The organism is Pseudomonas putida, assembly GCF_009883635.2.
GTDB lineage: Bacteria > Pseudomonadota > Gammaproteobacteria > Pseudomonadales > Pseudomonadaceae > Aquipseudomonas > Aquipseudomonas putida_W.
Window position 1 is genome coordinate 4532654 of sequence record NZ_CP026115.2, and the last position, 13187, is coordinate 4545840.

12 protein-coding genes are annotated in these 13187 nt (G+C 62.4%); 8 read left to right on the forward strand and 4 right to left on the reverse strand.

Translation table 11 applies throughout. The annotated features are described in order from the left end of the window. The first annotated feature begins 6 nt into the window (after positions 1 to 6). The 3 genes from lon to C2H86_RS20650 all read left to right on the forward strand — a co-directional run bounded on the left by lon (position 7) and on the right by C2H86_RS20650 (position 4884). On the forward strand, positions 7 to 2403 hold the full coding sequence (lon, locus tag C2H86_RS20640) for an endopeptidase La (protein ID WP_159409581.1): 2397 nt from the start codon (positions 7 to 9) through the stop codon (positions 2401 to 2403). A gap of 152 nt (positions 2404 to 2555) precedes the next feature. Beyond that, entirely contained in the window at positions 2556 to 2828 is a 273-nt protein-coding gene (gene hupB / locus C2H86_RS20645; protein WP_159409582.1) for a nucleoid-associated protein HU-beta, read from the forward strand. A 184-nt stretch (positions 2829 to 3012) separates the two neighbouring features. Then, positions 3013 to 4884 (forward strand): SurA N-terminal domain-containing protein, encoded by a 1872-nt coding sequence (locus C2H86_RS20650; RefSeq protein WP_159409583.1) that lies wholly within the window; start codon positions 3013 to 3015, stop codon positions 4882 to 4884. 65 nt (positions 4885 to 4949) lie between these two features. Here C2H86_RS20650 and C2H86_RS20655 read toward each other — a convergent pair whose 3' ends face one another. Then, entirely contained in the window at positions 4950 to 5990 is a 1041-nt protein-coding gene (locus tag C2H86_RS20655; RefSeq protein WP_159409584.1) for a patatin-like phospholipase family protein, read from the reverse strand. A gap of 154 nt (positions 5991 to 6144) precedes the next feature. On the opposite strand from C2H86_RS20655, the gene C2H86_RS20660 reads away from it, so the two are divergent. The 3 genes from C2H86_RS20660 to C2H86_RS20670 all read left to right on the forward strand — a co-directional run bounded on the left by C2H86_RS20660 (position 6145) and on the right by C2H86_RS20670 (position 8090). Then, positions 6145 to 6423 (forward strand): hypothetical protein, encoded by a 279-nt coding sequence (locus C2H86_RS20660; protein ID WP_056800193.1) that lies wholly within the window; start codon positions 6145 to 6147, stop codon positions 6421 to 6423. A gap of 14 nt (positions 6424 to 6437) precedes the next feature. Beyond that, positions 6438 to 7217 (forward strand): CHAD domain-containing protein, encoded by a 780-nt coding sequence (locus C2H86_RS20665; RefSeq protein ID WP_159409585.1) that lies wholly within the window; start codon positions 6438 to 6440, stop codon positions 7215 to 7217. 75 nt (positions 7218 to 7292) lie between these two features. Continuing rightward, positions 7293 to 8090 carry an acyl-CoA thioesterase gene (locus tag C2H86_RS20670; protein ID WP_159409586.1) on the forward strand — a complete coding sequence of 266 codons (798 nt, stop codon included), beginning with the start codon at positions 7293 to 7295 and terminating at the stop codon, positions 8088 to 8090. Positions 8091 to 8093: 3 nt separating this feature from the next. On the opposite strand, the gene C2H86_RS20675 is transcribed toward C2H86_RS20670, so the two are convergent. The 3 genes from C2H86_RS20675 to C2H86_RS20685 all read right to left on the reverse strand — a co-directional run bounded on the left by C2H86_RS20675 (position 8094) and on the right by C2H86_RS20685 (position 10926). After that, the gene (locus tag C2H86_RS20675) at positions 8094 to 8462 is read right to left on the reverse strand and encodes an Mpo1-like protein (protein ID WP_159409587.1); all 369 of its coding nucleotides are present in this window, start codon (positions 8460 to 8462) and stop codon (positions 8094 to 8096) included. Positions 8463 to 8561: 99 nt separating this feature from the next. After that, a complete protein-coding gene (locus C2H86_RS20680) occupies positions 8562 to 10040 on the reverse strand; it encodes a methyl-accepting chemotaxis protein (RefSeq protein WP_159409588.1) in 1479 nt (492 codons plus the stop codon). Between the two features lie 88 nt (positions 10041 to 10128). Then, positions 10129 to 10926: a TatD family hydrolase gene (locus C2H86_RS20685; protein ID WP_159409589.1), complete on the reverse strand. Its 798-nt coding sequence runs from the start codon at positions 10924 to 10926 to the stop codon at positions 10129 to 10131. A 158-nt stretch (positions 10927 to 11084) separates the two neighbouring features. Between C2H86_RS20685 and C2H86_RS20690 the strand changes: the two genes are divergently transcribed. Both C2H86_RS20690 and C2H86_RS20695 read left to right on the forward strand, forming a co-directional pair. Next, entirely contained in the window at positions 11085 to 12491 is a 1407-nt protein-coding gene (locus C2H86_RS20690; protein ID WP_159409590.1) for a transglycosylase SLT domain-containing protein, read from the forward strand. A 113-nt stretch (positions 12492 to 12604) separates the two neighbouring features. After that, entirely contained in the window at positions 12605 to 13039 is a 435-nt protein-coding gene (locus C2H86_RS20695) for a DoxX family protein (protein ID WP_159409591.1), read from the forward strand. Positions 13040 to 13187 lie beyond the last annotated feature (148 nt).

Consider the following 13187-nt stretch of genomic DNA (forward strand, 5'->3'; position numbering starts at 1 on the left):
GAAATCATGAAGACCACCCTCGACTTGCCTCTTTTGCCATTGCGCGATGTCGTCGTCTATCCGCACATGGTCATCCCACTGTTCGTGGGGCGTGAGAAGTCCATCGAAGCCCTCGAGGCCGCGATGACGGGCGAGAAGCAGATCCTGCTGCTGGCCCAGAAGAACCCGGCCGATGACGATCCAGGCGAAGATGCCCTGTATCGGGTCGGTACCGTCGCTACCGTATTGCAACTGCTGAAGCTGCCCGATGGCACTGTCAAGGTGCTGGTTGAGGGCGAGCAGCGCGGTGCGGTCGAGCGTTTCACCGAAGTAGAAGGGCACATCCGTGCCGAAGTCTCCCTGATCGACGAAACCGACGCTGCCGAGCGTGAGTCGGAAGTCTTCGTGCGCACGCTGTTGTCGCAGTTCGAGCAGTACGTGCAGCTGGGCAAGAAAGTCCCCGCCGAAGTGCTGTCGTCGCTGAACAGCATCGAAGAGCCTGGTCGCCTGGTCGATACCATGGCCGCGCACATGGCTCTGAAAATCGAGCAGAAGCAGGAAATCCTCGAGATCGTCGATCTGGCGACCCGTGTCGAGCACGTGCTGGCACTGCTGGATGCCGAAATCGACCTGCTGCAGGTCGAGAAGCGTATCCGAGGGCGGGTCAAGAAGCAGATGGAGCGCAGCCAGCGCGAGTACTACCTGAATGAGCAAATGAAGGCCATTCAGAAGGAGCTCGGCGATGGTGACGAAGGCCACAACGAAGTCGAAGAGCTGAAAAAGCGCATCGAGGCCGCCGGTCTGCCGAAAGATGCTCTGGCCAAGGCCCAGGCCGAATTGAACAAGCTCAAACAGATGTCGCCGATGTCTGCCGAGGCAACCGTGGTGCGCTCGTACCTCGACTGGCTCGTGCAGGTGCCGTGGAAGGCCCAGAGCAAGGTGCGTCTGGACCTGGCCAAGGCCGAGGAAATCCTCGACGCCGACCACTATGGCCTTGAAGAGGTCAAGGAGCGGATTCTCGAGTATCTCGCCGTGCAGAAGCGCGTGAAGAAGATCCGCGGCCCGGTGCTGTGCCTGGTCGGCCCGCCTGGCGTCGGCAAGACCTCGTTGGCCGAGTCGATCGCTGCCGCGACCAATCGCAAGTTCGTGCGCATGGCCCTGGGTGGCGTGCGTGACGAGGCCGAGATTCGTGGTCACCGCCGTACCTACATTGGCTCGATGCCTGGTCGCCTGATCCAGAAGATGACCAAGGTGGGTGTGCGCAACCCGCTGTTCCTGCTCGACGAGATCGACAAGATGGGCAGCGACATGCGTGGCGACCCGGCTTCGGCGCTGCTGGAAGTGCTCGACCCTGAGCAGAACCACAATTTCAACGACCACTACCTGGAAGTCGATTACGACCTCTCGGACGTGATGTTCCTGTGCACCTCGAACTCGATGAACATTCCACCGGCGCTGCTCGACCGCATGGAAGTCATCCGCCTGCCGGGCTACACCGAGGACGAGAAGATCAACATCGCGGTCAAGTATCTGACGCCCAAGCAGGTCAAGGCCAACGGCTTGAAGGCCGAAGAACTGGACATCGACGTCTCGGCGATTCGCGACATCATCCGTTACTACACCCGCGAAGCCGGTGTGCGTGGCCTGGAGCGCCAGATCGCCAAGGTCTGCCGCAAGGTGGTCAAGGAACATACCGGGCAGAAACAGGTCAAGGTCAAGGTCACCAGCGAACAGCTCGAGCACCTGCTCGGCGTACGCAAGTTCCGCTACGGCCTGGCCGAGCAGCAGGATCAGATCGGCCAGGTCACCGGCCTTGCCTGGACCCAGGTGGGCGGCGAACTGCTGACCATCGAGTCGGTGGTCATCCCTGGCAAGGGCCAACTGATCAAGACCGGTTCGCTGGGTGATGTCATGGTCGAATCGATCACTGCCGCGCAGACCGTGGTCCGCAGCCGGGCCCGCAGCCTGGGGATTGCCGCCGACTTCCACGAGAAGCACGACGTGCATATCCACATGCCCGAAGGCGCCACGCCGAAAGATGGCCCGAGCGCCGGTATCGGCATGTGCACCGCGCTGGTGTCCGCGCTGACGCAGATTCCGGTACGCGCCGATGTGGCCATGACCGGTGAAATCACCCTGCGCGGCCAAGTGTTGGCCATCGGCGGGTTGAAGGAAAAACTGCTGGCTGCACACCGTGGCGGGATCAAGACGGTGATCATCCCCGAGGAGAATGTTCGCGATCTGAAGGAAATTCCGGAAAATATCAAACAGGATCTGCAGATCAAACCGGTCAAATGGATTGACGAAGTCCTGCAAATTGCGCTGCAATACGCCCCGGAGCCCTTGCCAGATGTGGCTCCGGAGATTGTCGCTAAAGATGACAAACGCGACGGCGATGCTAAGGAAAGAATCAGCACGCATTAGTAGTTTTTGGCTGGGGGGCTTTCCTTGACAGTTTTTTCTGGGCCTTGCTATAAAGCGGCACGCTATTGTCAAGCTGCCACCCGGCACACGTTTCATAAGCTTTTCTTTACATACTTAGAAACAAACTCAATAGAGAAATAAGGGGACTTAGAGTGAACAAGTCGGAACTGATTGACGCTATCGCTGCATCGGCTGACATTTCCAAGGCTGCCGCCGGCAAAGCTCTGGACGCTGTGATCGACTCCGTGACTGGCGCCCTGAAACAAGGCGACGACGTCGTTCTGGTTGGCTTCGGTACCTTCTCGGTCAAAGAGCGCGCCGAGCGCACCGGCCGTAACCCGCAAACTGGCAAGGCGATCAAGATCGCTGCTGCCAAGGTTCCAGGTTTCAAGGCAGGCAAAGGCCTGAAAGACGCCGTCAACTAAGTCGTCTCTTTCAGCCGGACCCGGCCTGGCCAGGTCCGAGCACGCTGATGGCGGGGCCGCAAACGTTCCCGCCTGACACGTTTGCTAAGAAAAGGCGCATCCTCGGATGCGCCTTTCTTTTATCAGGATTCTACCCACGCTCCGCGGTTGTCGACGCAGTGGTACAGCCGTTTCTGGGGGACGCATGCTGCAAAATATCAGGGACAATTCACAAGGTTGGATTGCCAAGACCATCATTGGCCTCATCGTCGTGTTGATGGCGTTGACCGGCTTTGAAGCCATTTTCAAGGCCGCCACCCACAGCCAGGACGCGGCCAAGGTGAACGGCCACACCATCAGCCAGAACGAGCTGAGCCAGGCCGCCGACATGCAGCGCCGCCAGCTGATGCAACAGCTGGGCAAGGATTTTGACCCAGCGCTGCTGGATGACAAATTGCTGCGCGAGTCTGCGCTCAAAGGCCTGATCGATCGCAAACTGCTGCTGCAGGGTGCCGAAGACGCCAAGTTCGCCTTCTCCGAAGCCGCGCTGGATCAAGTGATCCTGCAGACCCCGGAGTTCCAGGTCGATGGCAAGTTCAGCGCCGATCGTTTTGACCAAGTCATCCGCCAGATGGGCTATGGCCGCATGCAATTCCGCGACATGCTCGGGGAAGAGATGCTGATCGGCCAGCTGCGTACCGGTATCGCCGGCAGCAGCTTCGTCACCGACCAGCAGGTCGACGCCTTTGCGCGCCTGGAAAACCAGACCCGCGACTTCGCTTCCCTGACCTTTAAGGCCAACCCGGCGGCGGTCAAGGTCAGCGATGACGAAATCAAGGCGCACTACGACCAGCACGCCAAGGAGTTCATGACCCCGGACCAGGTGGTCATCGACTACATCGAGCTGAAAAAGTCGGCGTTCTTCGACCAGGTCAAGGTCACCGACGAAGAGCTCAAGGCCCAGTACGAGAAGGAAGTCGCCAACCTCGCCGAACAGCGCCATGCCGCGCATATCCTCATCGAGGTCAACGACAAGGTCACCGACGCCCAGGCCAAGGCCAAGGCCGAAGAGATCGAGCAGCGCCTGGCCAAGGGTGAAGACTTCGCCAAGCTGGCCAAGGAGTTCTCCCAGGACCCAGGTTCTGCCAGCAATGGCGGTGACCTCGGCTTCGCCGGCCCAGGCGTGTATGACCCGGCCTTCGAAGACAGCCTGTACAAGCTCAACGACGGCCAGGTGTCGGCCCCGGTGCGTACCGAGTTCGGTTACCACCTGATCAAGCTGCTGGGCAAGCAGGCGCCGGAAGTCCCGAGCTTCGCCAGCCTGAAGGACAAGCTGACCCGCGACTTGAAGACCCCGCTGGTCGAGCAGCGTTATGTCGATGCCAGCAAGCAGCTGCAGGATGCCGCCTACGAGGCTTCCGACCTCGCCCAGCCGGCCCAGGACCTGAACCTCAAGGTGCAGACTTCCGCTCCGTTCGGCCGCGAAGGCGGCGAGGGCATCACGGCCAACCGTGGCGTGATTCAGGCTGCGTTCTCCGAAGAGGTAATGGATGAAGGTGCCAACAGCACCGCCATCGAGCTGGACCCGGAGACCACCGTGGTGCTGCGCGTCAAGGAGCACCGCAAGCCGGAGCAACTGCCGCTGGAAGCCGTGGCCAAGAACATCAGCGAACACCTGGCCAAGGAGAAGGCGACTGCCGAACTCAAGACCAAGGCGGACAAGCTGATTGCCGGCCTGCGTGATGGTTCCATCGCTGCCGCTGGCGCTCACGACGGTCAGCAATGGAAGACTCACGAAGCCGTGACCCGTGGTCAGGACGGTATCGATCCTGCCGAACTGCAGACGCTGTTCCGCCTGGCCAAGCCGCAAGCCAAGGACAAGCCGGTGTACGGTAGCGTGGTCCTGGCCGACGGCAGCCTGGTCGTGCTGCAGCTCAAGGGCGTCAACGAAGGTGCCGCCGCCAGCGACGACGAGAAGCAGCAGATCCGCCGCTACCTCGCATCGCGTGCCGGGCAGCAGGACTTTGCGGCTTACCGCAAGCAGCTGGAAGGCACTGCCGACATCACTCGTTATTGAGTGATGGACGCATGATGAAACAGGCCGCGCGATGCGGCCTGTTTCATTTCTGCCGCCAGTACAGGCTAGCGTTTGACTCCCTCATAGTTGTCCAGCGTATCCCGCGCAATCTCCCGCCCCAGCGCAATCAGTTCCGGCGCCTTGTAGAACTCGAAGAACCGGCACACCCGCTTGGGCACGTTGATCAGCACATCTGGCGGATACCCGGCAATCTTGTACTGCGCCAGTGAAGTCTGCATCACCTCGAAGCTCTGGTTGATCAGGTCGAGCAGCGAGGCCGGCCCGACGTTGTCGATGATGAACGAGCCGGTCGCCGACTTCGGTGCGCCTTCACGTTCGGGCGCTGCGGCGGGTTGCTGAGATTCAGGGTCGGCCGTGTCGGCCAGCCACGGGTTGGGCGGCGCCAGCCCTTCGGCGACGATCTCTTGCTCGATGCGAATCAGCTCTTCGGCAGGCTTGCGCCGAAACGGCAGGCGTGAGCCGAGTGAGCTGAGCAGGGCGTCGAAGCGCATCTTGAAGGCTGCGGGCCGCTCGATCACCGGCAGCTGGTACTGCTTCTGGTTGGTGGCGTTGAGGTTGACCGCGATGATCAGATCACAATGGCTGGACACCACCGGTACGATTGGCAAGGGGTTGAGAATGCCGCCGTCGACCAGCATGCGGTTGCCTTGCATCACTGGCGTGAACAGGCTCGGAATCGCCGCCGAAGCACGCATGGCCTGATGCAGGCAGCCCTCCTGGAACCAGATTTCCTGCTGGTTGGTAAGGTCGGCCGCTACCGCCGTGTAAGGGATGCGCAGCTGCTCGATGTTCATGTCGCCAACGATCTTGCGAATCTGGCCAAACACCTTGTCACCGCGGATGGCACCAAGGCGAAAGCTGACGTCGACCAGGCGCAGCACGTCCAGGTAGTCCAGGCTTTCGATCCAGTTGCGGTATTCCTCTAGTTTGCCTGCCGCGTAGATGCCGCCAATCACTGCGCCCATGGAGCAGCCGGCGATACAGGCGATATCGTAGCCGCGCCGTTCGATTTCCTCGATCACGCCGATATGGGCATACCCACGAGCGCCTCCCGATCCCAACACCAATGCCACGCGTTTGCTCATGAGCTTTCCCCGGCTTGTGCAACCATGGTCCTACAATGCACCGAGCGTTGCCTGTGCTTCAATAAACACTCTAGGCAAAGCATGTCAGGCGCGGCACTTTTCATCCGGCCGGGCGTCGAACAGCCACTCTATTTCAACCGTTGAGGTAACACCGATGAAAGCCTGGATCTGCCTTCCACTGATTGCCCTGGCGCTGGCCGGTTGCGCGGGTAAGACGGCTTATCGTGAAAGCTGCGCGACACAGCTCGATGCCGCCTGGAAGGAACTTGACCTGGCCAAGGCCGAAGGCTTCGCCGGCGCCGTAAGCTACTCCAAGGCGCTGTCGCTGTTGACCGGCGCCAAGACTCAGCAGCAGTTCGAAGGTTACGAGAGCTGCACCAACAAAGCCGAAAAGGCCCGATTCTACATTCGTGAGTCGCGCGCCGGGCGCTGACCAAGGAGCGTCACATGTCCGCCATGCTCGATCATCTCGTTGCCCAGTTGCTGGCCTTGCAGGTGCGTCTGCTGGCCTGTCGCGAGCGCCTGGACGCCAATACCGACAGCGAGGCCCTGCACGACCTGCGGACCACTCTGCGGCGCCTGCGCAGCCTGCTGCGGCCACTGAAGGGGCTGCCGGGGGTGGAGCAACTGGAGGAGGCGGCCAAGTCATTGGGCACTTTGACCACGCCCCTGCGTGATCGTGAGGTGCTGGCCGCCGAGCTGATCGGGCGCGGCCATGTCGAAGCCGGGCAGCGGCGCCTGGCAGGGCGCGACAGGACCTTCGCCAGCGTTGCCGCCAGCCCGCAGTTGACCCGGGTGCTGGCGATCGTCGATGCGTTTCCGCTGTTCTTGCGGGCAGCGGATCGCGAGGGGCTGGCCAAGTCGCTGGGCAAGCGTATCGACAAGCGCCTGCTCAAACAGTGGCACAAACTGCGCGGGGCCCTGCAGGACCCAGCCCATGATCGCCATCGCTTGCGCCTGCTGATCAAGCGGGTGCGCTATGGCGACGAGGCCTATCCGCAGCTCGACCATGCCGGCAAGAAACTGCAGCGCCTGTTGAAGAAGGCCCAAGGGGATCTGGGTGATTGGCATGACCGCCTGCAGTGGTTGCTGCAGGCCAAGGACCACCCCGACCTGGCGCCTTGCACGGTCGACTGGGAGCAGGAGCTGCACGAGGCAGAGCGCACCTCCGATGTCACCCTTGATGCGCTGCAGGCCGCGCTAAAGCGGCGTCAGCCCGGCAAATGACCGATATGCGGGCTGATCGGCCGGGGTTTGCTGGCTAGTATTGGCGGACCTTTCGTTACAGGCAGGAGCCGGCCGATGAATTTCAACCAATTGCTCGACGCCGTGCGGGAAAACCCTGGCGCGGTCAGCATTCCGCCCAGCTGGGCTCAGGGGCGGGCCGTGTTCGGCGGCCTGATGGCTGCCCTCGTTCATGAAAGCATGCGCCTGAAGCTGGCTGATGACCGCCCGGTGCGCTCGCTGGCCATCAGCTTCGTCAGCCCGGCGGCAGCGGATATGCCCATTCGTTTCGAGGTCGAGGTGCTGCGTGAGGGCAAGGCGGTCAGCACGCTGCTGGGCCGCGCCATTCAGAATGGTCAGGTGGTGACGCTGGTGCAGGGTAATTTCGGTGCGGGTCGGCCATCGGTGGTCGATGTTGCGGCTGCACCCGCCGTGGAGATGAAACCACTTGAGCAGGCGGCGCCGGAGTTGCCCTACATCAAGGGCGTCACTCCAGAGTTCATGCGCCATGTCGCCTTGCGTTGGGCGGTGGGCGGCCTGCCGTTCAGTGGCAATCAGTCGCGTTACATGGGCGGCTGGGTGCGCTTGCGCGATGTTGCCGAAGAGCAGGTCAACGAGGCGCATCTGCTGGCCTTGGTGGATGCTTGGCCTCCGAGCCTGATGCCGTTCCTCAAGCAGCCTGCGGCAGGCAGTACGCTGACCTGGACCATCGAATTCATCCAGCCGACGGCGAAACTGTCCACGTTGGACTGGTGCTATTACCGTGTCGAGACCGAACATGCGCGTGACGGCTATGGCCATGCAGCGGCAGCATTGTGGAGTGCAGAAGGGCAGCTGCTGGCCTTGAGCCGGCAAACGGTCACGGTGTTCGCCTGATCTTCAGCGCCGGTGCTTGTGCCGTTCGCGCCAGGCCTTCCACCAGGCGCCGCTGAGGACGAAGCGCGGGAAGGTGACGAATTGCTCGGTCAGTAGCCGCTGCACGGCGTCCTTGCGGTTGGCGAACGGTTCCGGCTGTTCAGCTTCCAGGCGATGCCCGTGGCGTTGCAGGCCCAGGCCGGCGATCAGGGCAATGACGCCGACGGCGATCTGGCCCAGGTCCAGGGCGAACAGGCCTGACAGCACCAGCAGGACACCGAGGATGAACAACGGCACCGCGATCAGGTGCAACACCAGGTTGGTCGGGTGCCGGTGATTGTGGTGGTAGCCACGCCATTGCCAGGCGTGCAGGTTGGGCAGTCGTTTGCTCATGGGCAGGTCCTCGCGATGTTCGTCGCGCTATTCGTTACAGGCATGCCCAAAGCTTAGTGCGGCCCCGGTTACGGGGCCAATCGAGGCTGGCTATGGCGACTATAGCTTGAGCTGGCCAATGGCCTTGCTCAGTTCGCCGGCCAGGGTCGCCAGCTGGCTGCTGGTGGTGGCCGAACCGACGGTCTGCTGCACGGTCTCTTCGGTGACATCGCGGATGCTCACCACCGCGCGGTTCATTTCTTCGGCCACCTGGCTTTGTTGCTCGGCGGCGACGGCAATCTGCGTGTTGCTCTCGCGCATCTGGGCGACCGCGCCGGTAATCTCGGCCAGTGCCGCGCCAGCCTCCTGGGCCTGGCGGACGCAGTCGTCGGCCTTGTAAGAACTTTCCTGCATGAACTCCACGGCGTCGCGGGTGCCGGCTTGCAGGTCGGCAACCATTCGGGTGATTTCGTCGGTGGAGGTCTGCACGCGCTTGGCCAGGTTGCGCACTTCATCGGCAACCACGGCAAAACCACGGCCCAGGTCGCCAGCGCGGGCGGCTTCGATGGCGGCGTTGAGTGCCAGCAGGTTGGTCTGCTCGGCAATGCTGTGAATGACCCCGACCACGCTGTTGATCTTCTGGCTGTCGTCGGCAAGCTGACGAATCATTTCGGCGGTTTGCTGAACGCCGCTGGAAAGCCCGGCGATCGAATCCTGCACCCGGCTGACCACTGCCTTGCCACTGCCGGCAAGGGTATCGGCGGTCTGCGACAAGTCGCGGGTGGCGCCAGCATGCTGGGCAATGTGGTGCACAGTGGCTGTCATTTCGTTGATCGCCGTGGCCGCCTGGTCGGTCTCGCTCTGCTGGCCGAGCATGCCATGGCGCACGTCGTTCATGCTCGCGGCCAGGCGCGCGGCCCCGGAGTCCAGCTGCGCGGCTGTGTGGGCGACGGTGCTGACCACGCGGTGGTAAGTGGCCTGCATGGCGTTGAAGGCGCCGGCCATCTGGCCGACTTCGTCACCGCAGGCCAGGGGCACGCGGGCCGACAGGTCGCCGGTCTTCTCGACGTGCAGCATCACGTCCTTGAGGGTATTGAGCTGGCTGAGCAGGAAGCGGATCAGCAGCTGCGAGGCACCGAGCATCGCCAGCATCAGGATCAGCACGCAGAAAGCGTAGTTGCTGAAGCGGTCGAAGAACACCTGGCGCAGGCTTGGCGCGGCTGCCAACACGGCCAGTTGCTGGTCGCCATGGCGTATCACCTGGGCGCCGCGCAGCGGGTTATCGCCGAGGATCCACCCGGCCGGCAGGGCTACCCAGCCTTGTGCATTGGCCAGGGCTTCGAGATCTTCACCCGCGTAAGTGGGAGTCTGGCCGGGTTGCCAGGTGATCAGGTTGGCCTGGCGGGGCAGGGGCTGCGCGGTGGGCCAGGCGGCCAGCAGTTCGGCCTGGGCTTGCGCCTGGGCCTGGGCGGCATCGGCGCGGGCGCGTTGCTCCAGATGCACTGCATACAGCACCAGCAGCAAGGTCGTGACGAAGGCCACCGCGTTGACGGCCCAGAATTTGTACTTCAGGGAAATATTGCTAAGCCAGGCACCCATGGGTAGGTCTTCTCTGAGTTGAGCGGAAACATTATTGGCAAGGTGCCATCATTGTGCCCACTCACTCGAGAATCGCTTATGACATGAGTCAAGGAAGTTGAAAGAAGGCTTTGGCCGTAGCGCTGGTGTGCCGGGCGCAGTGCTCGATGCTCTCGTTGCGGTGCAATGCCACTTCGCGCAGCACCTCGGTCAGGAACGCTGGCTCGTTGCGGCCGTTCTTAGGCTTCGGCCGCAGGCTGCGTGGCAGCAGGTAGGGCGCGTCGCTTTCCAGCATCAGCCGGCCTTCGGCAATATTGCCCACCAGCGGATGCAGGTGGGTGCCGCGACGCTCGTCACAGATCCAGCCGGTGATGCCGATGTGCAGGTCCATGTCCAGGTAGGCGAACAGGGCTTCGCGCTCACCGGTGAAGCAATGCACCACGGCGGCTGGCAGGTGGTCGCGGTAATCCTTGAGGATGGCCAGCAGGCGCTCGCTGGCATCGCGTTCGTGCAGGAACACCGGAAGGCGCAGTTCCGCCGCCATTGCCAGCTGGGCTTCCAGGGCTTTCTCCTGCAGTGGGCGAGGGGAGAAATCACGGTTGAAATCCAGCCCGCATTCACCCACGGCACGTACCCGTGCTTCAGCCAACAGCTGGCGCAGTTGCCGCTCGCTGTTGCCATCCCAGGACTTGGCATCGTGCGGGTGCACGCCGGCCGTGGCGAACAGGTGCTGGCTGTCACCATCGAGCTGCTGGCAGAGCTCCAGCGCCTGCTCGCTGACCTCCAGGCTGGTGCCGGTCAGGACCATCTGGACCACGCCGGCCTCGATGGCGCGCTCGACGATGGCGGCCTGCTGGTCGTGGAAACTGCTGTTGGTCAGGTTGACGCCGATATCGATCAGTTGCATGGTGCTACCTCGTGCCGCGGGGCGGCCAGCATAGCAAAAAGCGTGATATTCGGAAAAAACCAAGAACTTCAGGCGTTTGCCGTGGTCTTTTACCGTCATTTCTCACGACCGCGCATACCACCATGGCTGCCGCCCACCGACCACGGACACGAATTCGCATGCTGCGATACCTGCTGACCCTGTTGCTGATGCTCGGGCTGACCACGGTCGGTCCGGCCTATGCACGGCTGCCGGGGCCACAGCAGAACGTGCCGGCGAACACGGCCCGTGACCTGCAGCAGATCCGCAGTACCAAGGTGCTGCGCGTGCTGGTCAACCAGAGCCGCAACAGCTCGGGTGAGATCAAGGGCGAGCCGGTGGGTATCGAGTATTACCGCCTGCGTGGCCTTGAACATTATCTCAATGCCCGTGCCGGCGATGGCCAGCAGATCCGCCTGAAAATCATTCCACGGGCCAAGGAGCAACTGCTGGGTGCCTTGCAGCGCGGTGAGGGTGACCTGGCCGCACCGGGCGAACTGCTGGACCCGGCCGTGACGGGTGGGGTCAACAGCAGTGCGCCGGTGCTGGATCACGTGGCGTTGCTGCTGGTCGGGCGCAAGGGTGAGCGCAGCTACACCCGTGCCGATCAGCTGTCTGGGCGTACGGTGGCATTGACCAGCGCCAGCGCGGCAGGGGCAGTGATTCAGCAGCTCAATCAGCAGCTGGCACTGCGCAAGCGGGCGCCGATCAAGATCGAATGGGTCGATTCGACCCTGGCGGTGGAAGATGTGCTGGAGATGGTCCAGGCCGGTATCTATCCATTGACCATGGTAGAGCGCCCGATCGCCCAGCGCTGGGCCAGGGTCATGCCGAACCTGCGCCTGGACACCCGGGTGCAACTGGGGCAGGCGCAGGCCATGCGTTGGTATGTGCGGCGTGATGCAACCATGCTGCTGGCCACGGTTGATCGCTTTCTGCAGGGTTATCGCGCGCCGGAAAACCAGGATGCGGCCTTCGAGCGCATCTACCGGCGCCAGTACCGTGTGCACAACCCGTTGGCGCGCAAGGATCGCCAGCGCTTGAGCGCACTGCGCCCAGTGTTGCAGAAGCATGGTGAAGCGCAGCAGATCGACTGGTTGAACCTGGCGGCCCTGGCCTTCAAGGAATCCACCCTGAACCCTGCGGCACGCGGTAGCGGCGGGGCACACGGCCTGATGCAGATCACCCCGTCGGCAGCGCAACGGGTGGGAGTCAGCGACACCGGCTCGGTCGATGGCAATGTCCAGGCCAGCGCGCGCTATCTGGCGCTGATCCGCCGCAAGTTCTTCGCCAGCCCGCAGATCAACGAGCGCGAGCGCATGGCGTTTGTGCTGGCGGCCTACAACCTTGGCCCGGAGCGGGTCCAGGCCATGCGCGCCGAGGCCCGCAAGCGCGGCCTCAACGGTAATCAGTGGTTCTTCCAGACCGAGCGCATCGCCATGGAGCAGGTCGGCATGGGGCCGGTCAATTTCGTCAACAGCGTCAACAAGTACTTCCTGGCGTTCAATCGCGAACGTCTGGCACTGGAGCGTGTGGTCAGTCGCTGACAAATCGATTTTGTCGATTGTTATGTTGGGTTTTTTGCGATTTTCATATCAGATGAATTGATTATGATGGCGCCCATCCCAACACAACATCCCAGTTTCAAGGACGCTTCGAAATGAACAACGCAATCAGCAAACTGCTCTCCACCCGCGCTGGCCTGGGCCTGAGCGTGATCCGCATCCTGGTCGGTGTGATCTTCATGGCACACGGTGCGCAGAAACTGTTCGGCCTGTTTGGCGGCTACGGCCTGGAAGGCACCGGCCAATGGATGGAAAGCATCGGCCTGGCGCCGGGCTACCTGATGGCGCTGTTGTCGGGTAGCGCCGAGTTCTTCGGCGGCCTGGCTCTGGTGATCGGCCTGCTGGCCCGCCCGGCAGCACTGGCACTGACGGTGACCCTGGTGGTGGCGATCTTCTCGGTGCACATCAACAACGGCCTGTTCATGTCCAACAACGGCTATGAGTTCGCCCTGGCGCTGCTGGCCGGCACTGTGGCGGTACTGATCGAAGGCGCGGGACGCTTGTCCCTCGACCGCCTGATCGCCCGCTGACAGTTCACAAACTGCAAGCTGCAAGCCCCAAGCCGAACGCATTTCAGCTTGGGGCTTGCAGCTTGCGGCTTGTCGCTCTAGCATACCGCCTGCGCCGATTTAAACAGCTACTTGCGGGGCGCAGGACTGGCCCCCTCTCCGGGTCATC